The following is an 18,444-nucleotide window of genomic DNA, read 5'->3' as shown; positions in this document are numbered from 1 at the left end:
CCGCCCGCTCGCCCTACCAGGCGAAGGCCTCCGGCGACGGCCCCGGGCCCGGGAAGATCTCGTCCAGCGACGTCAGGACGTCCTCGCTCAGCTCCAGCTCGACGGCGCGCAGCGCCGAGTCGAGCTGTTCCTGCGTGCGCGGGCCGACGATCGGGCCGGTCACGCCGGGCCGGGTCAGCAGCCAGGCCAGAGCGGCCTCGCCGGGCTCGATGCCGTGCTTGTCGAGCAGGTCCTCGTACGCCTGGACCTGGTCGCGCACCTTGGTGTTCTCCAGGGCGTTCGCGCTGCGGCCGTCCTTGCGGCGCTTGCCCTCGGCCTCCTTCTTGAGCACGCCGCCGAGCAGACCGCCGTGGAGCGGGGACCAGGGGATGACGCCGAGGCCGTACTCCTGCGCGGCCGGGATGACCTCCATCTCGGCGCGCCGCTCGGCGAGGTTGTACAGGCACTGCTCGCTGACCAGGCCGACGCGGCCGTGCCGGGCGGCCGTCTCGTTGGCCTGGGCGATCTTGTAGCCGGGGAAGTTGGACGAACCGGCGTACAGGATCTTGCCCTGCTGGACCAGGACGTCGACGGCCTGCCAGATCTCCTCGAAGGGGGTCCGGCGGTCGATGTGGTGGAACTGGTAGATGTCGATGTAGTCGGTCTGGAGCCGCTTGAGCGAGGCGTCGACGGCCCGGCGGATGTTCACCGCGGAGAGCCGGTCGTGGTTGGGCCAGACGTCCCCGTCGCCCGCCATGTTCCCGTAGACCTTGGTGGCGAGGACGGTCTTGTCGCGCCGGCCGCCGCCCTGCGCGAACCAGGTGCCGATGATCTCCTCGGTACGGCCCTTGTTCTCACCCCAGCCGTACACGTTGGCGGTGTCGAAGTAGTTGATGCCACTGGCCTGGGCCGCGTCCATGATGGCGTGGCTGTCGGCCTCGTCCGTCTGCGGTCCGAAGTTCATGGTGCCGAGGACGAGCCGGCTGACCTTGAGTCCCGTGCGTCCGAGCTGCGTGTACTTCATGCTGCTCAGCCAAGAACGTGGAGTGCGCTCTAGGCAAGTGCCCGGTCCGTCGCGGGGTCCTCGGTGTACGGCCCTCCGACCCCCCACGCCTGGTGCAGCGCGTCCGCGAAGGCGGCGGCCAGTTTGTGTTCGCCGGAGGCGTTCGGGTGGGTGCCGTCGTAGGTGTCGTGGTGGATGTCGTACGTGTCCGGGACCGTCGCGAGGAGGAGCGGGGAGCGGGGTTCGGAGAGGTCCGCGACCGCCTTGGCGAGGAGGGTGTTGAAGTGGGCGACCTCGGTGGCGAAGGGGGCGTCCGTCTCGGCCCTGATGTTCGGGATGACCGGGAGGACGACGATGCGGACCGCCGGGTTCGCGGTGCGGGCCTCGGTGACGAAGCGGCGCATGTTCGCCGCGGTCTGGGCGGCGTCCGTGTAGAAGCCGAGGTCTATCAGGCCCAGGTTGACCAGGAGGACGTCCGGGCCGCAGGCGCGCACGGCGTCGGCGACGACCGGCGCCATGTGCAGCCAGCCCTCGCCCCAGCCGGCGAGGTGCCGGCGCGGGAAGCCCGGGTCCGCGTACGCCAGGGACGTGGGGGCGTCGGCGGTCTTGTCGTAGAGGGTCTCGCGCGGTCCGACGACCGCGACCGTCCCGTCCCCGCAGGCCGACCGCAGGTGGCACCAGAAACGGTGCCGCCAGGTGTGCTCCCCGGCGCTGCCGATGGTCTGGCTGTCGCCGACGAACATGAACCTGAGCATCCGCTCATCATCGTCGATCGGCCGGGCCGCGTGTGTGTGAGCCCTGACACGCCTGGCAAGCTGGGGTCATGCGTTCGTATCTGGGTGCGGCCGGGGCCGCGGTCGTCCTCGTGCTCGGGGGCGCCATCGCGCCTGCCACGGCCGACAGTTCGCCGTCCGTCGGCTCCTCCGGGTTCACCATCAAGGACCCGCGGATCACCGAGTCCAGCGGCCTCGCCGCGTCCCGCGCCCACCCGGGGGTCTACTGGACGCACAACGACAGTTCCGACGGTGCGTACATCTTCGCGATCGACGGCGCCACCGGGAAGACGCTCGCCCGCGTCACCCTCACCGGGGTCGGCGCTCCCCGTGACGTCGAGGCGATCTCGGTCGGGCCCGACGGGAACATCTACGTTGGCGACATCGGCGACAACCTCGGCGGCAAGTGGGACCACGTGTGGATCTACAAGCTGCCCGAACCGAAGAAGCTCGTCGACCAGACCGTGCGGGCCACCCAGTACGTCGTCAAGTACGCGGACGGGCCGCGCAACGCCGAGTCGATGATGGTCCACCCCAAGACGGGCCGGGTGTACATCATCGAGAAGGGCGAGGACGGCGGCGGCCTCTACGAGGGCCCGGCCACGCTGGACTCCGCCGCCACCAACACCTTCCGCCGCATCGGCGACATCGACCTGTGGGCGACCGACGCGGCCTTCTCCCCGGACGGCAAGCAGCTTGCCGTGCGCGGCTACTTCGGCGGTATCTCGTACGCCTGGAACGACGGAAAGCCCAAGCGCCAGGGCCAGTTGCACGTCCCGCTGCAACCGCAGGGCGAGTCGGTGACGTACACCCTCGACGGCAGGACGCTGCTCTACGGCAGCGAGGGCGAGGGCAGTTCCGTGGAGCCCGTGGAGGTCGAAGGGGCCGATTCCTCTGACGGGGGCGGGAGTTCGGCGGCCGGTGACGGTTCCGGGGGCGGTGACGGGGGTGGGTTCACCGGGAAGGCCGGGGCCGTGGGGGCCGCCGTCGTGCTGATCGCCGTCATCGGGATCGGGCGGCTGGTGCGCAAGCCCAAGCAGAAGTGAGCTAGCCGCTACGGCGCGCCGCGACCAGCACGTCGAGGCCGTCCAGGAGGCGCTGGAGACCGAACTCGAAGTGGTCGAAGCCGGGGCCGAAAGTGTCCTCCGACAGGGATGCCATGACGGGGTAGCGCCCGCTCGCCATGGCTGCCTCCAGGGCCGGGCCCTGCGCCGCCCAGAAGTCGGTGTCCGTCATCCCCGTCGTCCGCTCCGCCTCCTGCTCGTGGACCCGGGTGCGGGCGGCCCCTGAGACGTACCCGTCGATCATGATGAGCACGGAGAGCAGTTCGGGGTCGGAGAGTCCCATCGGCCGGATGCGGGACAGCATCTTCTCCATGCCGGCCAGGGCGCCGGGGCCGAGCACGGGGCGGGCCTGGTTGACCTGGAGCAGCCAGGGGTGGCGCTGGTAGAGGGCGAGGGTCTCGCGGGCCGCCGTCTCGACGGCCGCACGCCAACTCCCCTTCTCCCCAAGCGCGTTCGGGTGTTCCCCCGGCTCGTAAGGCGTCTGCACCTTGTCCAGCATCAGATCGAGCAGCTCCGCCTTGCCCGGCACGTACCGGTACAGGGACATCGTGCCGGTGCCGAGCTCCTGCGAGAGGCGGCGCATGGAGACGGCCGCGATGCCCTCGGCGTCGGCGACCGCGACGGCGGTGGTGACGATCCGGTCCAGGGAGAGCGCGGGCCGGGGGCCGCGGCGGGGCGCGTCCCCCGTGCCCCACAGCAGGTCCAGGGTGCGCCGGAGGTCGCCGCTGCCGCTGGTCTCGGTCGTACTGCTGGTGCCGCTCGTCATGGAGTCAGCGTAAACCGCTCGCCAAAAACTGGGTACGCTGTACTCTTATTTGAGTACGGTGTACTCAGTTGGTCGGTCGGAGTGAGGGAGGCGACTGCCGTGGAGGGCGACGGGGACTACGCGGTGCGGGCCGTGGGCCTGCGGAAGACGTACGGGGAGAAGCGGGCGCTCGACGGGTTCGATCTGACGGTGCGCCGCGGCACGGTGCACGGCCTGCTCGGGCCGAACGGAGCGGGGAAGACCACCGCCGTCCGCGTGCTCGGCACCCTGCTGAGGTTCGACGGGGGCCGGGCCGAGGTCGGCGGGGTGGACGTGGTGGTCCGGCCCCGCCTGGTGCGCCGCCGGATCGGGCTCACCGGGCAGTACGCGGCGGTGGACGAAGTGCTCACGGGCCGGCAGAACCTGGAGATGTTCGGCCGGCTCTTCCACCTCGGCGGGCGGCGGGCGAAGGCGCGGGCGGCCGAACTGCTCGACCAGTTCGGGCTCGCCGACGCCGGCGACAAGGGCGTCGGCAAGTACAGCGGCGGCATGCGGCGCAGACTGGACCTGGCCGCGTCCATGATCCTGACCCCCGACGTCCTCTTCCTGGACGAGCCGACGACCGGGCTCGATCCGCGCGGGCGCGGCGAAGTCTGGGAGAGCGTACGGAAGCTGGTCGCGGACGGCACGACGGTGCTGCTCACCACCCAGTACCTGGAGGAGGCCGACCGGCTGGCCTCCCGGGTCACCGTCATCGACCAGGGGCGGACCATCGCCGACGACACCCCCGAAGGGCTGAAGCGGTCCGTCGGCGGGGACCGGATCGAGGTCGTCGTCGCGGACGCGGCGGATCTGCCGCGCGCGGCCAAGATCGTGGCACGGGGCGGCGCCGAGCCCGTGGTCGACGAGACGGAGCGCCGGGTGCACGCCACCGTCGAGGACCGGGTCGCCGCGCTCACCGACGCCGCGCGCACCCTCCAGGACGAGGGCATCGCGGTCGAGGACATCGGGCTGCGCCGGCCGAGCCTGGACGACGTGTTCCTGCGGCTCACGGGGAGGAGTGTGTGATGGGCACGACGGTCTACTGGGCGGTGGCCGACTGCTGGAACGTGGTGCGGCGGGGCCTCACCCACTACCAGCGCCAACCGGTGAACATCGCCTGGCAGTTGGGCTTCCCGATCCTGTCCGTGCTGCTGTACGGGTATGTCTTCGGCTCCGCGATGACGGTGCCGGGCGGTGGCGACTACCGGGACTTCCTGATGCCCGGGATGTTCGCGATGACGATGGCGTTCGGCTTCGTCAACACCGCGACGCTGGTCGTGTACGACGCGACGAAGGGGGTCATCGACCGGTTCCGCTCGATGCCGATGGCGCCGTCGGCGGTGGTCTCCGGACGCGGGGTGACCGATCTGCTCGTCGCCTGTGCCGAGCTGACGATCCTCATGCTGACGGCGTTCGCGATCGGCTGGCGACCGGCCGGGGGAGCCGGGGGCGGGCTCGCGGCGTTCGCGCTGCTGCTGTGGCTGCGGTTCGCCCTGATCTGGCTCGGGGTGTGGCTCGGGCTGCTCGTGCCGAACCCGGAGGCGGCCGGAGGGCTGTTCGCCGTGGCCTTCCCGCTGACGATGATCTCCAGCATTTTCGTCGCACCGCAGCTGATGCCGGACTGGCTGGGGGCCGTGGCGGCCTGGAATCCGCTGTCGTCGACAGTCGCCGCGGTGCGGGGGCTTTTCGGGGCGCCTGTGGGGGCCGGGGATTCGTGGATCGAGCAGCACGCGCTGCTCATGGCGTGGGTGTGGCCGGCCGTGCTGACGCTGGTGTTCTTCCCGCTGGCGGCGCGTAAGTTCGCGTCGTTGGGGCGTTAGCCCCCGGGGCTCAGGCACGGAAAAGCCGCAGAGGCGTCTGCTCAGGTACCTGGCAGATGCGTCTGCGGCTCTCGCCGTGGTCGCTCGCGGGGCTTCCCGCGCGCCTATCGGGACGTCAGAGCTGGCCGATGACGTAGTCGATGCAGGCCGTCAGGGCCTGGACGTCCGTCGGGTCGATGGCCGGGAACATCGCGATGCGGAGCTGGTTGCGGCCCAGCTTGCGGTAGGGCTCGGTGTCGACGATGCCGTTGGCGCGCAGGACCTTGGCGACGGCGGCGGCGTCCACCGAGTCGTCGAAGTCGATCGTGCCGATGACCTGCGAGCGCTTGGCGGCGTCCGTGACGAACGGCGTCGCGTACTTGGAGTCCTCGGCCCACGAGTAGAGGCGGGACGAGCTGTCCTTCGTACGGGCCGTGGACCAGGCCAGACCGCCCTGGCCGTTGATCCAGTCCAGCTGCTCGGCGAGCAGGAAGAGCGTGGACAGGGCCGGGGTGTTGTACGTCTGGTTCTTGCGGGAGTTGTCGATCGCCGTGGGCAGGCTGAAGAACTCCGGGACGTGACGGCCGGACGCGTGGATGCGCTCGGCGCGCTCGATCGCGGCCGGGGAGAAGACACCGATCCACAGGCCGCCGTCGGAGGCGAAGGACTTCTGCGGGGCGAAGTAGTAGACGTCCGTCTCGGCGATGTCGACCGGGAGGCCGCCCGCGCCGGAGGTGGCGTCCACCAGGACGAGGGAGCCGGAGTCGGCGCCCGCCACGCGCTTGATCGGGGCCGCGACACCGGTCGAGGTCTCGTTGTGGGTCAGGCCGTAGACGTCGACGCCGGCCTCGGCCACGGCCTCCGGGTGGGTGCCCGGGTCCGAGGAGATGACGGTCGGCTCGGCCAGCCACGGGGCCAGCTTGGACGCCTTGGCGAACTTGGAGGAGAACTCGCCGAAGTTGAGGTGCTGCGACTTGTTCTCGATCAGGCCGTGCGTCGCCACGTCCCAGAACGCGGTCGAACCGCCGTTGCCGAGGATGACCTCGTAGCCCTCGGGGAGGGAGAAGAGGTCCTTGACACCTTCACGCACACGGCCGACCAGGTTCTTGACCGGGGCCTGGCGGTGCGAGGTGCCGAGCAGAGAGGTACCGGTGGCGGCCAGCGCGTCCAGCGCTTCCGTCCGCACCTTGGAGGGGCCCGCGCCGAAACGTCCGTCGGCGGGCTTGATGTCAGCGGGAATCTGGATCTCAGCCACGAGCCGGAGGGTATCGCCTCGGTGAAACCGGACGGAAACGTGTCCGTTCGATGAGACGACTCCTCCGGCCCGTGGACTTGTGGTGATCTACGGGGCCGGGACGGGTACGGCCCCTGTGATCAGCCGCCGAGCACCACCGGCAGCTCGAACAGGTCGTTCTGCGTCACCACCGGCTTGTTGCGCAGCTCACCCGGCTCGACCGCGAGCCGCAGCCCGGGGAAGCGGGCGTACAGCGCGGGGAGCGCCACCCCGGCCTCCAGACGGGACAGCGCGGCGCCGGGGCAGACGTGCGGGCCGTGGCCGAAGGAGATGTGCCGGGTCGCGGAGTCACGGGTGATGTCGAACGAGTCGGCGGTCGGGCCGTGCGCCTGCTCGTCCCGGCCGATGGCGCCGTAGGACACGATCAGGGCGTCGCCCTGCTTGATGGTCTTCTCGCCGACCTGGACGTCCTCGGCGGCGAACCGGATCAGGACGTGCGAGGTCGGGGTCGAGTAACGCAGGGTCTCCTCGACCACCTGCTCCCAGGTGGTCTTGCCATCGAGGACGAGGGCCAGCTGGTCGGGGTGGGCGGAGAGGTTCACGACCGCGTTGACGATGAGCGAGATCGTCGTCTCGTGACCGGCCGCGACCATCAGCTGGAGCGTGGAGACGATCTCCGCGTCGGTGAGCCGGTCGCCGTTCTCCGAGGCCTGGATGAGGGCGCTGGTCAGGTCGTCGCCCGGCGTCTCGCGGCGGGCCGCCACGACCGCGCCCATCATCGCCGCGAGCTCGCCGAGCGTCGCGATGACCTCCTCGGGCGGGGTCTGCGTGGAGAAGAACTTGTCGAACAGGACCTTCAGGCGCGGGTGGTCCGCCTCGTCTATGCCCATCAGGTCGCTGATCACGTACATGGGCAGCGGGTAGGCGAACTCGGCCTTCAGGTCGACCGTTCCGCCGTCGGCGGGCAGCTTGTCGAGGAGGCCGGTGGTCAGCTCCTCGATGCGCTCGCGCATCCGCTCCACCCGGCGCACGGTCAGCGCCTGGGCGACCAGGGCGCGCAGCCGGCGGTGGTCCTCGCCGTCGACGGTCAGCATCGAGCGGCCGGGGTTGGCCAGGCCGATCAGCGGCCAGTCGGCGGGGATCTCGCCGCGCTGCCAGGCGCCCCACACCTCGATGTCCTTCACGAGGCGTTTGTCGGTGAGGAGTCTGCGGGCCTCCGCGTGGTGCGTGACCGCCCACACGGGGACGCCGCCGGGCAGTTCGACCTCGGCGAGCGGGCCCGCCGCGAGCAGCCGGGCGGTCTCGGCGTCCAGATCCGTGACGAAGGGGTCGAGGGGGATGGGGGCGGCGGACGCGTGGGGGCACGTGGCTGCGGATGTCGTCATGACGAGAGCTCCAGGAGTCCGGGATGCGGGAAGGGGAAGCGGTGGATCGTCACAGGGACGCCGACGGCACGGCGGCCGTCGGCGTGAAGCGGACCGGCAGGTCGGTGAGACCGCGCAGCCACGGCGAGGGGCGGCGGGTCAGCGCGTCGGCCGGGGCCGCCAGATCGATGTCGGGCAGCCGGTCGAGGATCACCTCGATGCCGGTCCGCGCGATGACCTCGGCGACCTCCTGCGCGGGGAACGGGCAGCGGTGCTCGCCGTGCCCGAACGAGAAGTGCGCGTTGTTGCCGCCGGTCAGCACCGAGGCGTCGGTGCGCACCTGCGGGTCGGCGTTGGCCGCCGCGATGCCGAGCAGCACCAGGTCGCCCGCCCGGATGTGGCGGTCGCCGAGCCGGGTGTCGCGGGTGGCCCAGCGCCCGGCGACGTTCTGCGTCGGGCAGTCCTCCCACAGCACCTCGTTCATCGCCTCGGCGACGCTGTGCCGCCCGCCGAACAGCGACGCGGCGAACCGGTCGTCGGTCAGCATCAGGCGCAGCGAGTTGCCGATCCAGTCGGCGGTGGGCTGGTGCCCGGCCGCCATCATCACCATCAGGTCCTGGGCGATCTCCTCGTGCGTGAAGCCCGAGGGGTCCTGGAGCATGTACGAGGCGACGTCCTCGCCCGGCCGCGCCTGCTTCTCGGCGATCAGCCCGACCATGGACCCGCCCAGGTGCTGCTGGCCCGCGAGCGCCCGCTCCCGGCCGTCGATCATGTCGTTCATCGCCGTGACGAGGGCGGGGCCCGCCTCGTCGGAGAAGCCGTAGATCCGGGCCAGGACGCGGACCGGCAGCATCATCGCGTAGTCGGCGATGATGTCCACCTCGCCCGCGCCGCAGAACCCGTCGATCAGCTCGTCCGCGAACTGCTCGGCGTGCGCCTTGAGTTCGAACGGGTCGACGGCCTCCAGGGCGTGGCTGATCATCTGGGCGCGCTCGCGGTGCCGCTCGCCGACCGTGTAGAGGATCGACGGCTGCTTGTGGCCGATCATCGGCAGCAGCGGCCAGTCGGCGGGGATGTTGTCCCACTGGTTCCACAGGTCGGAGTCGCGGCTGAACAGCGCCGGATCACCGGTCACCTGGTGCAGCTCGCGGTAGCCGACGACGAGCCAGGCCGGGATGTCGCCGTCGAGGACGACGGGCGCGACCGAACCGTGGTCGCGGCGCATCTCCCGGTACAGCGTGGCGGGTTCGGTGGCGAACCGGGGTCCCGACAGCGGCACGGGGACGGCGCCGTGCGCGGACGCGGGGCAGCCGGGGCTTGTCACGGGGCGGCCTCCTGGGGCACGGGCGGTGAACTGGCTCTGGTCGAGGCGGCGTACAGGGTCCTGAGGTGCTCCACGAGCGCGATCAGGACGTTCTTGCTGGACGCGCGGTCACGCGCGTCGCAGCGGACCAGCGGCACCTCGGGGTCGAGGTCGAGGGCCTCGCGCAGCTGTTCCAGGGTGTGCGGCGGGCCGCCGAAGTCGTTGTGGGCGACGATGAACGGCGTCCCGTGGTGCTCCAGGCGGTCGATCGCGTAGAAGGAGTCCTCCAGGCGGCGGGTGTCGACGAGGACGACCGCGCCGAGCGTGCCGGAGAACAGGCGGTCCCACAGGAACCAGAAGCGTTCCTGGCCGGGGGCGCCGAACAGGTAGAGGACGTTGCGGGCGTCGAGCGTGATGCGGCCGAAGTCGAAGGCGACCGTCGTCGACGTCTTGCCGCGGACGCCGTCCAGGTCGGCCAGTTCGTCGACGCCCGCTCCGGCCTGCGTCATCGTCTCCTCGGTGTTGAGGGGACGTATCTCGCTCACGGAACGGACCAGGGTGGTCTTGCCCGCGCCGAAGCCGCCGACGATGACGATCTTCAGACCGTTGTCGGCTCCGGCCGCCAACTCGGCGCGGCCGCCCGGCGATTCAGAGGTTGCGGAGTCCAACGAGCACCTGCTCCAGGATGTCGGGATCGGGAAGGCGATGCGGGGTGTCGGCGGTGCGCGGGTGCCGGGCGCCGATGCGGCCCTGCACCAGGAGGTCGGAGAGCAGGACGCGCACGATGCTCACCGGCAGGCCGAGTTCGGCCGCGACCTCCACCACGGCCGTCGGCCGGGCGCACATCCGCAGGATCGCGGCGTGCTCGGACGGCATGCCGGGCGCCGGGTCCGACTCGGCGACGACGAGCGACACCAGGTCGAACGCGACGTCGGAGGCGGGCCGGCTGCGCCCTCCGGTGAGGGTGTACAGCCGGTCGGGGGCGTCGTCCCGGCCGGGCCGGCTCATGACGCCGGGGGCGTGCTGATGGCGGGGTCGGGGTCGCGGGGCAGGGCGCGCAGGTGCTCGCCGAGCTGCTCGACGAGCTCCACCATGGTGTGGCCGACGAGGCCCGCGTCGGCGTCCTCGGCGGCGAGCACCGCGAGATGGGCGCCCTCGCCGGCCTCGACGATGAACAGGGTGCCGCCGTGGAACTCGGTCATCGACGAGCGGACGCCGCCGCTGCCGTCGCCGAACTCGGCGGACGCGCCGTGCGCGAGCGCCTGGATCCCGGCGGAGATCGCGGCGAGCTGGTCCGCCTTGTCCGGGGTGAGTTCGGGGGTGTGGCACAGCTTGAGGCCGTCGCGCGACAGGACCAGGGCGCTCCGGGTGCCCGGGGTGCGCGTGAGGAGGCCTTCGAGCAGCCAGGCCAGGCCGGCGCCGGTGGTGGTCGTCCCGGTCATTGGGGGGTGTCGCCTTCTTCCTGCGTGGGTGTGTCGGTGTGCGGGGTGGTTCGGGCGTCGGCCGCGGCGGGTTCCGGTACGGCCGGGGCAGTGCGGACCGCCTGGCTGAAGCTGCTGAAGCGGGCGGCGGCCGATACGGCGGAGGAGGTTCGCGGTGGCTCGGCGGGGGCCTCGGCGGCGCGGGCGCGGCCGTGCTGGGCGGCGGCCAGGGTGCGGCCGCGGGTCCGCTTGGGGAGGGCGCCGTCGGGGCTCGCGGCCGCGACCGGCTCGGCCGCGACGGGCTCCGGTTCGGCGGTGTCCCGCTCGCGGGCCGACGGGCCGGGGACCGTGTCGTCGGCGGTCTCGTGCGCCGGGGCGGGCACCTCCTCGGCCGAGGCGGCCGAGGTGGCCGGGATGCCGGTTCCGGTCGGGCGTACGGGCGTCGAGTCGGCGGTACGGGACAGCAGCTCCTGCGGGACGAGCAGCAGGACGCCGGTGCCGCCGCGCGCCGACGGACGGAACGACACGGTCAGGCCGTGCTTGCGGGCCAGCCGCCCGACGACGGCGAGGCCGAGCCGGGTGCCGGACAGCCCGCCGAGGCCCGTCGAGCCCGCCGCGCCCGTCGTGTCACCGGAGACCGCGTGCTCGGCGCGGCGCAGCTGCACCGGGCCCATCACCAGGCCCGAGTCCTCGACGGAGACGATGACGCCGGCCGGGACCTCCTCGACGTAGACGTGCACCTCGGCGGTGGGCGGCGAGAAGTTCGCGGCGTTGTCGAGGAGTTCGGCGAGCGCGTGCATGACGCCCTCGGCGGCGTGGCCCGCGACGGCGACGGAGGTGTTCGCGTGCACCCGCACCCGCTGGTAGCCGCCGATGCGGCCCATCGCGCCGCGCAGGATCGACTCCATGGCGATCGGGCGGGCCCAGCGGCGGCCCGAGCGGGCGCCGGTGAGCACGGCCACCGAGTCGGCGAGCCGGCCCGCCTGGGCGGTGCGGTGGTCGAGGTGGAGCAGATCGGCGAGCACGTCCTCGTCGGAGTGCCGGTGCTCCATCTCGCGCAGGTCGGCGAGCATGCCGGTGGCGAGGGCCTGCATCCGGCCCGCGGCGTTGGCGCAGGCCGCGATGGCGGCGGCGCGCTCGGCCCGGGCGGTGCGCAGCCGGCCGGTCAGCTCGGCGGCCTGTTCGGCTCTGGCGTCCCGTTCCCGGGACAGCTCGGCGGTGATGCGGGCCTGCTCGGCGGCGCCGCGCTCGGCGGTGTGCCGCGTCTCCTCGGCGCGCCGGCGCAGCAGGGCGACGGTCTGGCGGGCGTACGCGGCGTAACAGGCCGCCGCGCTCAGCACGAGGGCGGTGGCGGCGACGCCCCAGGCGAGCGGGGTGCGCACCGAGCCGGGCGCGAGGGCGACTGCCCCCGCGCCGAGCGCTCCGGTGACGACGAGAGCGGCCAGCAGGGTGAGCGCGGCCGGGCGTGCAGGGGGCCGGATGGGCGCGGTCATCGGTCGGGTTCCTCGGGGGAGAGGGGGCTACGGAAGACAGGTCTCAGTCAATTCGCGGTCACTATAGGAGAGTTGATGATCGGTTTGGGAATGTTCTGGTCCGGATCGTGAAAAAATGGGCATCGACCTGTGGCGTAAGGGCCCCTGTGGGGCTGCATCCTGGACGGCATGGATGATCTGCACGGGCTGGAACGGGAGCTGCGGACGGCCGTGCGCGGCGGGGTCGACTTCTCCGTCACCGCGCGGGCCCTCAACACGATGGACGCGTCCAACTACCGCCGGGTGCCGCTCGGCGTGCTGACCCCGAGAGACGGCGCCGACGTGGCCGCCGCCCTGGAGATCTGCCGCAGGCGCGAGGTGCCGGTCGTGGGCCGCGGCGGCGGCACCTCCATCGCGGGCCAGGCGACCGGCACCGGGCTCGTCGTCGACTTCACCCGCCACATGAACGGCGTCGTCGCCCTCGACGCCGAGGCCCGCACGGCCGTCGTGCAGCCGGGTCTCGTGCTCGACCGGCTCCAGGCGGCGGCCGCCCCGCACGGCCTGCGCTTCGGCCCCGACCCGTCCACGCACAGCCGCTGCACCCTCGGCGGCATGATCGGCAACAACTCGTGCGGCTCGCACTCGGTGGCCTGGGGGACGACCGCCGACAGCGTCACGGCGCTCGACGTGCTCACCTCCGACGGCACGGCCCACCGGCTCGGGCAGGGCTGGCAGGGCGCCCCGGACGGCCTGCGCGCGCTGCTGGAACGGGAACGGGCGACGGTCCGCACCGGCTTCGCCCCGTACGCGGGACTGCCGCGCCGCATCTCCGGCTACGCGGTGGACGCGCTGCTCCCCGAGCGCGGCACCGACCTCGCCCGCTTCTTCTGCGGCACCGAGGGCACCCTCGGCCTGGTCACGGAGGCGACGGTCCGGCTCGTCGAGGCGCCGCCCGCGACGGCCCTGGCCGTCCTGGCGTACGCGGACGAGAGCGCCGCCGCCGAGGCCGCGGCGGGCCTGCTGCCGTACGGGCCGCTGACCGTCGAGGGCATGGCCGCCGACCTGGTCCCGGCCGGGTCGGGCCTGCCCAAGGGCGGCGCCTGGCTGTTCGTGGAGACCGGGGGCGCGACGGCGGCCGAGGCGCGGGCCGCCGCCGACCGGATCGTGCGGGCCGCGGACGTCGTCGACGCGCTGGTGGTCGCCGATCCGGCCGGGCAGCGGGCGCTGTGGCGGATCCGGGAGGACGCCTCCGGCACCGCGACCCGGATGCCCGACGGCAGCGAGGCCTGGCCCGGCTGGGAGGACTGCGCGGTGCCGCCCGCACAACTGGGCGCCTACCTACGGGACTTCAGGGGCCTGCTCGGCGAGCACGGCCTGCGCGGCACCCCGTACGGGCATTTCGGCGACGGCTGCATCCACGTCCGCATCGACTTCGATCTGCTGACCGAGGCCGGGGTGGCCCGGTTCCGCCGCTTCTCCGAGGACCTCGCCGGTCTCGTCGTCGCGCACGGCGGTTCGCTGTCCGGGGAGCACGGCGACGGGCAGGCGCGGGCCGAGTTCCTCCCGAAGATGTACGGGACCGAACTCGTCGGCCTCTTCGAACGGGTCAAGGGGGTCTGGGACCCGGCGGACCTCCTCAACCCGGGGACGCTGGTGCGGCCCGCGCGCGTCGACGAGAACCTGCGGTTCGCGCCGCTGCCGCGCGAGCCCGTCGACGTCGTCTTCGGGTACCCGCAGGACGGCGGCGACTTCTCGGCGGCCGTGCGGCGCTGTGTGGGCGTCGCCAAGTGCCGGGTGGAGGATGGGGGTTCGGGCAGCGGGGTGATGTGCCCGTCCTTCCGCGCCACCGGCGGCGACGAGACGCACTCCACGCGCGGCCGGGCCCGGCTGCTGCACGAGATGCTCGCCGGGGAGGTCGTCACCGACGGCTGGCGGTCGGCGGAGGTGCGGGACGCGCTCGATCTGTGTCTGTCCTGCAAGGGCTGCAAGAGCGACTGTCCGGTGGGCGTCGACATGGCCACGTACAAGGCGGAGTTCCTCCATCACCATTACGCGGGTCGGCGCCGGCCCGCCGCGCACTACGCGATGGGGTGGCTGCCGCGCTGGCTGCGGGTGGTGGCGGCGACGCGCACGGCTGCTCTCGTCAACGCGCTCGCTTCCGTGCGGCCGTTGGCTTCCCTCGGCAAGCGGCTCGGCGGCATCGCTCCCGAGCGGGAGATTCCTCGGGTGGCGCGGAGGACGTTCAGCGCCGGGTGGCGGGGTAGTGCCGGTGGCGGTGGGCCGCGGGTCGCGCTGTGGCCGGACACCTTTACCGAGCATCTGTCGCCGGAGGTGGGGCATGCCGCGGTACGGGTTCTGGAGGCGGCCGGGGTGGTTCCGCTGCCGGTGCCGCGGGCTCGGGGGCGGGTGTGCTGCGGGCTCACTTACGTGTCCACCGGGCAGCTCGACCGGGCGCGGGCCGTGCTGGAGCGGACGCTGGCGGTGATGGAGCCGGTCCTGGACGCCGGGGTGCCCGTCGTCGTCCTGGAGCCGTCCTGCGCGGCGGCGCTCCGCTCGGACCTGCCCGAACTCCTTCCTGACGATCCGCGGGCCGGGCTGCTCGCTTCCCGGGTGGTCACGTTCGCCGAGGCGCTGGAACGGCTGGCTCCCGACTGGGTTCCGCCGCGCGTCGACCGGCCGGTCGTGGGCCAGACCCATTGTCATCAGCACGCGGTGCTGGGTGACGCGGCGGACCGGCGGCTTCGTGAACGGGTCGGCCTGGTCGGTGATTTGAGCGGTGGGTGTTGCGGCCTGGCCGGCAACTTCGGTTTCGAGGAGGGGCATTACGAGGTGTCGGTGGCCTGCGCCGAGGAACGTCTGCTTCCTTCGGTGCGTGCGGCGGGGTCCGGTGACGTGGTCCTGGCCGACGGCTTCTCGTGCCGCACCCAGCTCGCCCAACTCGGCGACCGCCCCGGCCGGCACATCGCAGAAATCCTCTCGGCCGCGTTGGCCTCCGGCGGGGGGTGACCTTGGGTGCGGGGGGCTGTTTTTGCGCAGTTCCCCGCGCCCCTGATGGGCCGTCTCTCGGGTGCGGCCCGGTGCCCGCTTCTCGCGCAGTTCCCCGCGCCCCTGGGTGGTCTTTCGGGCGCACCACCGTCGTGGCTGGGCGCGCAGTTCCCCGCGCCCCTAAAAGCCTGCCGTTCGTCGTCGTCCGCGGCCCGGTGGCCGCTTCTCGCGCAGTTCCCCGCGCCCCTGAGGCAGGCGCTTCGCGCCGCCTCCCCCTGAGGTTGCGGCTCCGCCGCGCCTCTCTGATGAGACGCCGCGGCAAAGGTGCGCCTCTCTTGATGAGATGGCGCACGAAGTGCGCATCTCAGGGGCGCGGGGAACTGCGCGACCAGCCACGACGGTGGCGCGCGTGGGAGATGGTTTTAGGGGCGCGGGGAACTGCGTGGTCAGCTTTGTGTCAGGTTCAGCGCCAGGGCGATGAGGTCCGGGACGGAGGGGTGGGTGGGGCCTCGGTGGTGGGCCAGGTGGACCTGGAGGGGAGGGGCGTCCGTCAGGGGGACGTAGGTGACCCCGGGGTGGGGGTGGAGGGCGACCGTCGCGGTCGACGTGACGCCCACCGCCCGGTCGGCCGCGATCGCGGCGAGCCAGTCATCCGTATTGGCGACAGTGAGCGTCCGCCCCGGCCGCGCCCCCACCGGCCACAACTCCAGCGTGGTGGTCCCGGACACCGTGTTCAGCGCGATGACCTGATCCGCGAGATCGGCCAGCACGAGAGTGGCCCGGCGCGCCAGGGGACTGTCGGAGGGAAGCGCGGCCACCCGCGCCTCCCGGTGCAGCAACGTGGTCACGAGCTCCGCCGAGTCGACCGGCCCGCGCAGCAACGCCACGTCGACCCGGCTCCCGGCCAGCCCGGCCGTCCGGTCGTCGATGCGCAGCAGTTCCAGCGGCACATCGGGATGCTCCTGCCGCCAGCGCCGCAGCAGCGGAGTCGTATAGGCCCCGGCGGCCGACCAGGCATGCCCGAGCCGCAACGGCCGCCGCGCCCCACGGGCGCCGGCGACCGCGTCCTCGAACGCGGCGACGGCGACCACCGCCCGCGCCCGGAACGCCCGCCCCTCGGCGGTCAGCTCCAGGTGATGCGTGGAACGGTCGACGAGCCGCACCCCGAGCGCCGTCTCCAGCGCGGCGAGGGTGCGCGAGACGGCGGGCTGGGTGATGCCGAGACGGGCCGCGGCGCGGGTGACGTTGGCCTCGTCGGCGACGGCGAGGAAGCAGCGCAGGTGGCGCAGCTCCAGGGACTGGCTCGGATCCCGGGTCATGCTCGCGGAGCATAACGGGAGCGCAGAAGTCATTTCACGCGGCGTGCCGGGCGGTTCTAGCGTGGAGGTTCACGCCCGACGTGCAGTGCAGTACCGTAAACGGGTCAGTCGAAAATATTGCACTTGCTGGGGCAGGTCGCAGACGGAAGAGGAACGAGGCCCGTGAACGGCTCGCGCACCGAACAAGCCCAGGCGCCCACGCCGGAAGCCGCGCTGATCCAGCCGGAGAGCACGGAGAGCACGGAGAGCACGGAGAGCACGGACGTCCCGGCGTCCCGCTGGGGTGCCCTCGGTCCGGTCGGTCTGGTCCTGGCGGGCTGTGTGTCGGTGCAGTTCGGCGGCGCGGTCGCGGTGAGCCTGATGCCGCGCGCGGGCGCGGTCGGCGTGGTCACCCTGCGGCTCGTGGTCGCCGCGGTGATCCTCCTGGTCGTGTGCCGCCCCCGCCTGCGCGGCCACTCGCGCGCCGACTGGGGCACGGTCGTCGCGTTCGGCATCGCCATGGGCGGTATGAACCTGCTCTTCTACCAGGCCGCGGCCCGCATCCCGCTCGGCCTCGCGGTCACCTTCGAGGTGCTGGGCCCGCTGGCGCTGTCGGTCATCGCCTCGCGCCGCGCGATCAATCTGCTGTGGGCGGGCTGCGCGCTCGTCGGTGTCTTCCTGCTGGGCGGCGCGGGCGACGGCCTCGGCGGTCTCGACCCGGTCGGTGTCGCCTTCGCCGTCGCGGCGGGCGGCGCCTGGGCCACGTACATCGTCTTCAGCGCCCGTACGGGCCGTCGCTTCCCGCAGGCCGACGGGCTCGCCCTCGCGATGGCGGTGGCGGCCGTGCTCTGCCTGCCCCTCGGGCTCGCGACGGCCGGGTCCCGGCTCTTCGACCCGACGACGATCCTGCTCGGCTCGGCCGTCGCGGTCATGTCGTCGGTGCTGCCGTACACCCTGGAACTGATCGCCCTGCGCCGCCTGCCCGCGTCCACGTTCGCGGTGATGATGAGCCTGGAGCCGGCCATCGCGGCCCTCGCCGGCTTCCTCGTCCTGAGCCAGGCCCTGTCGTGGGTGGAGGCGGCGGCGATCGCCTTCGTCATCGCGGCGAGCATGGGCGCGGTGCGCACCCAGGTAGGGCGCAAAAAGAAGGGCTGAGCCTGCCAGGATCGGCCCATGGACAAGCTGAGCAAGCTGAGCACGCCCGAGATCCTGGCCGCCATCGCCGACGGCCTCGCCGACTGGCGGCGCATGGCGCAGCCCGTCGTCGCCCGCTACCGCGTCCCCGGCCTCGGCGAAGGGGCCGCCTTCGTGGCCGCCGTCGCCGAGGCGGCGGGGAGCGCCGGACGCGAGCCGGAGCTTCGGCTCGGGCCCGGGTTCGTCGAGGTGGCGCTCTGCACGGTCGGGGCCGACGGCGGCCGCTGGGTCACCGCGGCCGACCTGGACCTCGCCCGCACCGTGAGCGACCTGGCCGCCCGGCACGGCCTGCGAGCCACTCCCGGCGACATCGCCCAGCTCGAACTCGGCCTCGACGCCACCGACTTCGACCGCGTCGCCCCTTTCTGGTCCGCCCTGCTCACCGGCTCCCCGGACCACGTGGTCCACGGCGACGTCATGGACCCCGCCCAGCGCGTCCCCAACGTCTGGTTCCAGCGCACGGACGCCCACGAAACCCCGCGCCAGCGCTGGCACCCCGACCTCTGGCTGGCCCCGGAGGAAGCCGAACCCCGCATCCGCGCGGCCCTCGCGGCAGGCGGCGTCCTCGTCGCGCGCCCCGACGTCTCGTTCACCGTGCTCGCCGACCCCGAGGGCAACCGGGTGTGCGTGTGCACGGCGGAGGGCCGGGAGTAGGACACCGGCAGCCCCCGTCGCCGACAGCGCCGCGGCCACTTTTCATGCAAGCACGCTTGATTGTTTCCTGACCCGCTGCCATGCTCCAGGCACGCCGCCGCACATCGCCCTGCC

The 18,444-nt window shown here is 72.7% G+C and carries 17 protein-coding genes; 6 read left to right on the top strand and 11 right to left on the bottom strand.

The features are described 5' to 3' along the window. Positions 1 to 13 precede the first annotated feature (13 nt). Both K377_RS22905 and K377_RS22900 read right to left on the bottom strand, forming a co-directional pair. Positions 14 to 1,003: an aldo/keto reductase gene (locus tag K377_RS22905; RefSeq protein WP_111665350.1), complete on the bottom strand. Its 990-nt coding sequence runs from the start codon at positions 1,001 to 1,003 to the stop codon at positions 14 to 16. A gap of 29 nt (positions 1,004 to 1,032) precedes the next feature. Further along, positions 1,033 to 1,737 (bottom strand): SGNH/GDSL hydrolase family protein, encoded by a 705-nt coding sequence (locus K377_RS22900; protein WP_111665349.1) that lies wholly within the window; start codon positions 1,735 to 1,737, stop codon positions 1,033 to 1,035. Positions 1,738 to 1,805: 68 nt separating this feature from the next. On the opposite strand from K377_RS22900, the gene K377_RS22895 reads away from it, so the two are divergent. Next, positions 1,806 to 2,801 (top strand): WD40 repeat domain-containing protein, encoded by a 996-nt coding sequence (locus tag K377_RS22895; RefSeq protein ID WP_111665348.1) that lies wholly within the window; start codon positions 1,806 to 1,808, stop codon positions 2,799 to 2,801. Between the two features lies 1 nt (position 2,802). Here K377_RS22895 and K377_RS22890 read toward each other — a convergent pair whose 3' ends face one another. Continuing rightward, a complete protein-coding gene (locus tag K377_RS22890; RefSeq protein WP_111665347.1) occupies positions 2,803 to 3,585 on the bottom strand; it encodes a TetR/AcrR family transcriptional regulator in 783 nt (260 codons plus the stop codon). A gap of 99 nt (positions 3,586 to 3,684) precedes the next feature. Here K377_RS22890 and K377_RS22885 point away from each other — a divergent pair, with 99 nt between their 5' ends. Together K377_RS22885 and K377_RS22880 are read left to right on the top strand one after the other, a co-directional pair. Next, the gene (locus K377_RS22885) at positions 3,685 to 4,632 is read left to right on the top strand and encodes an ATP-binding cassette domain-containing protein (RefSeq protein ID WP_111665346.1); all 948 of its coding nucleotides are present in this window, start codon (positions 3,685 to 3,687) and stop codon (positions 4,630 to 4,632) included. Beyond that, positions 4,632 to 5,426, top strand: coding sequence for an ABC transporter permease (locus K377_RS22880; protein ID WP_111665345.1), 795 nt, complete (start codon positions 4,632 to 4,634; stop codon positions 5,424 to 5,426). The genes K377_RS22885 and K377_RS22880 overlap by 1 nt, the downstream gene beginning before the upstream one ends. A 115-nt stretch (positions 5,427 to 5,541) precedes the next feature. Here the strand turns inward: K377_RS22880 and serC are convergent, their stop codons facing one another. The 7 genes from serC to K377_RS22845 form a co-directional block, all read right to left on the bottom strand. Further along, a complete protein-coding gene (gene serC / locus K377_RS22875; protein ID WP_111665344.1) occupies positions 5,542 to 6,660 on the bottom strand; it encodes a phosphoserine transaminase in 1,119 nt (372 codons plus the stop codon). A 119-nt stretch (positions 6,661 to 6,779) separates the two neighbouring features. Beyond that, entirely contained in the window at positions 6,780 to 8,024 is a 1,245-nt protein-coding gene (locus K377_RS22870) for a cytochrome P450 (RefSeq protein ID WP_111665343.1), read from the bottom strand. 49 nt (positions 8,025 to 8,073) lie between these two features. Then, positions 8,074 to 9,327 carry a cytochrome P450 gene (locus K377_RS22865; RefSeq protein ID WP_111665342.1) on the bottom strand — a complete coding sequence of 418 codons (1,254 nt, stop codon included), beginning with the start codon at positions 9,325 to 9,327 and terminating at the stop codon, positions 8,074 to 8,076. Continuing rightward, complete coding sequence (locus tag K377_RS22860; protein ID WP_111665341.1) at positions 9,324 to 9,974, bottom strand: ATP/GTP-binding protein; 651 nt, start codon at positions 9,972 to 9,974, stop codon at positions 9,324 to 9,326. The genes K377_RS22865 and K377_RS22860 overlap by 4 nt, the downstream gene beginning before the upstream one ends. Beyond that, entirely contained in the window at positions 9,955 to 10,314 is a 360-nt protein-coding gene (locus K377_RS22855) for a DUF742 domain-containing protein (protein ID WP_111665340.1), read from the bottom strand. Before K377_RS22855 ends, K377_RS22860 begins: the two co-directional genes overlap by 20 nt. Continuing rightward, complete coding sequence (locus K377_RS22850; protein WP_111665339.1) at positions 10,311 to 10,748, bottom strand: roadblock/LC7 domain-containing protein; 438 nt, start codon at positions 10,746 to 10,748, stop codon at positions 10,311 to 10,313. Before K377_RS22850 ends, K377_RS22855 begins: the two co-directional genes overlap by 4 nt. Beyond that, positions 10,745 to 12,220 (bottom strand): sensor histidine kinase KdpD, encoded by a 1,476-nt coding sequence (locus tag K377_RS22845; RefSeq protein ID WP_111665338.1) that lies wholly within the window; start codon positions 12,218 to 12,220, stop codon positions 10,745 to 10,747. The genes K377_RS22850 and K377_RS22845 overlap by 4 nt, the downstream gene beginning before the upstream one ends. A 168-nt stretch (positions 12,221 to 12,388) precedes the next feature. Between K377_RS22845 and K377_RS22840 the strand changes: the two genes are divergently transcribed. Next, positions 12,389 to 15,205, top strand: coding sequence for an FAD-binding and (Fe-S)-binding domain-containing protein (locus tag K377_RS22840; RefSeq protein ID WP_237551643.1), 2,817 nt, complete (start codon positions 12,389 to 12,391; stop codon positions 15,203 to 15,205). A 425-nt stretch (positions 15,206 to 15,630) separates the two neighbouring features. Here the strand turns inward: K377_RS22840 and K377_RS22835 are convergent, their stop codons facing one another. Next, entirely contained in the window at positions 15,631 to 16,503 is an 873-nt protein-coding gene (locus tag K377_RS22835) for a LysR family transcriptional regulator (RefSeq protein ID WP_111665337.1), read from the bottom strand. Positions 16,504 to 16,719: 216 nt separating this feature from the next. Between K377_RS22835 and K377_RS22830 the strand changes: the two genes are divergently transcribed. Then, a complete protein-coding gene (locus tag K377_RS22830; RefSeq protein ID WP_375605949.1) occupies positions 16,720 to 17,637 on the top strand; it encodes a DMT family transporter in 918 nt (305 codons plus the stop codon). 18 nt (positions 17,638 to 17,655) lie between these two features. Beyond that, positions 17,656 to 18,330: a VOC family protein gene (locus tag K377_RS22825; RefSeq protein WP_111665335.1), complete on the top strand. Its 675-nt coding sequence runs from the start codon at positions 17,656 to 17,658 to the stop codon at positions 18,328 to 18,330. Positions 18,331 to 18,444: the final 114 nt, after the last annotated feature.

This window comes from Streptomyces sp. PsTaAH-137 (assembly GCF_003259365.1).
GTDB lineage: Bacteria > Actinomycetota > Actinomycetes > Streptomycetales > Streptomycetaceae > Streptomyces.
The sequence above is the reverse complement of the archived record's forward strand: the minus strand, read 5'-3'. Positions and strand labels throughout refer to the sequence as shown.

Excerpts from the sequence above, each read along its gene's own strand:
- K377_RS22905 (WP_111665350.1), bottom strand. The coding sequence starts at position 1,003 with ATGAAGTACACGCAGCTCGGACGCACGGGACTCAAGGTCAGCCGGCTC.
- K377_RS22900 (WP_111665349.1), bottom strand. The coding sequence starts at position 1,737 with ATGCTCAGGTTCATGTTCGTCGGCGACAGCCAGACCATCGGCAGCGCC.
- K377_RS22895 (WP_111665348.1), top strand. The coding sequence starts at position 1,806 with ATGCGTTCGTATCTGGGTGCGGCCGGGGCCGCGGTCGTCCTCGTGCTC.
- K377_RS22890 (WP_111665347.1), bottom strand. The coding sequence starts at position 3,585 with ATGACGAGCGGCACCAGCAGTACGACCGAGACCAGCGGCAGCGGCGAC.
- K377_RS22880 (WP_111665345.1), top strand. The coding sequence starts at position 4,632 with ATGGGCACGACGGTCTACTGGGCGGTGGCCGACTGCTGGAACGTGGTG.
- K377_RS22870 (WP_111665343.1), bottom strand. The coding sequence starts at position 8,024 with ATGACGACATCCGCAGCCACGTGCCCCCACGCGTCCGCCGCCCCCATC.
- K377_RS22855 (WP_111665340.1), bottom strand. The coding sequence starts at position 10,314 with ATGAGCCGGCCCGGCCGGGACGACGCCCCCGACCGGCTGTACACCCTC.
- K377_RS22850 (WP_111665339.1), bottom strand. The coding sequence starts at position 10,748 with ATGACCGGGACGACCACCACCGGCGCCGGCCTGGCCTGGCTGCTCGAA.
- K377_RS22845 (WP_111665338.1), bottom strand. The coding sequence starts at position 12,220 with ATGACCGCGCCCATCCGGCCCCCTGCACGCCCGGCCGCGCTCACCCTG.
- K377_RS22840 (WP_237551643.1), top strand. The coding sequence starts at position 12,389 with ATGGATGATCTGCACGGGCTGGAACGGGAGCTGCGGACGGCCGTGCGC.
- K377_RS22835 (WP_111665337.1), bottom strand. The coding sequence starts at position 16,503 with ATGACCCGGGATCCGAGCCAGTCCCTGGAGCTGCGCCACCTGCGCTGC.
- K377_RS22825 (WP_111665335.1), top strand. The coding sequence starts at position 17,656 with ATGGACAAGCTGAGCAAGCTGAGCACGCCCGAGATCCTGGCCGCCATC.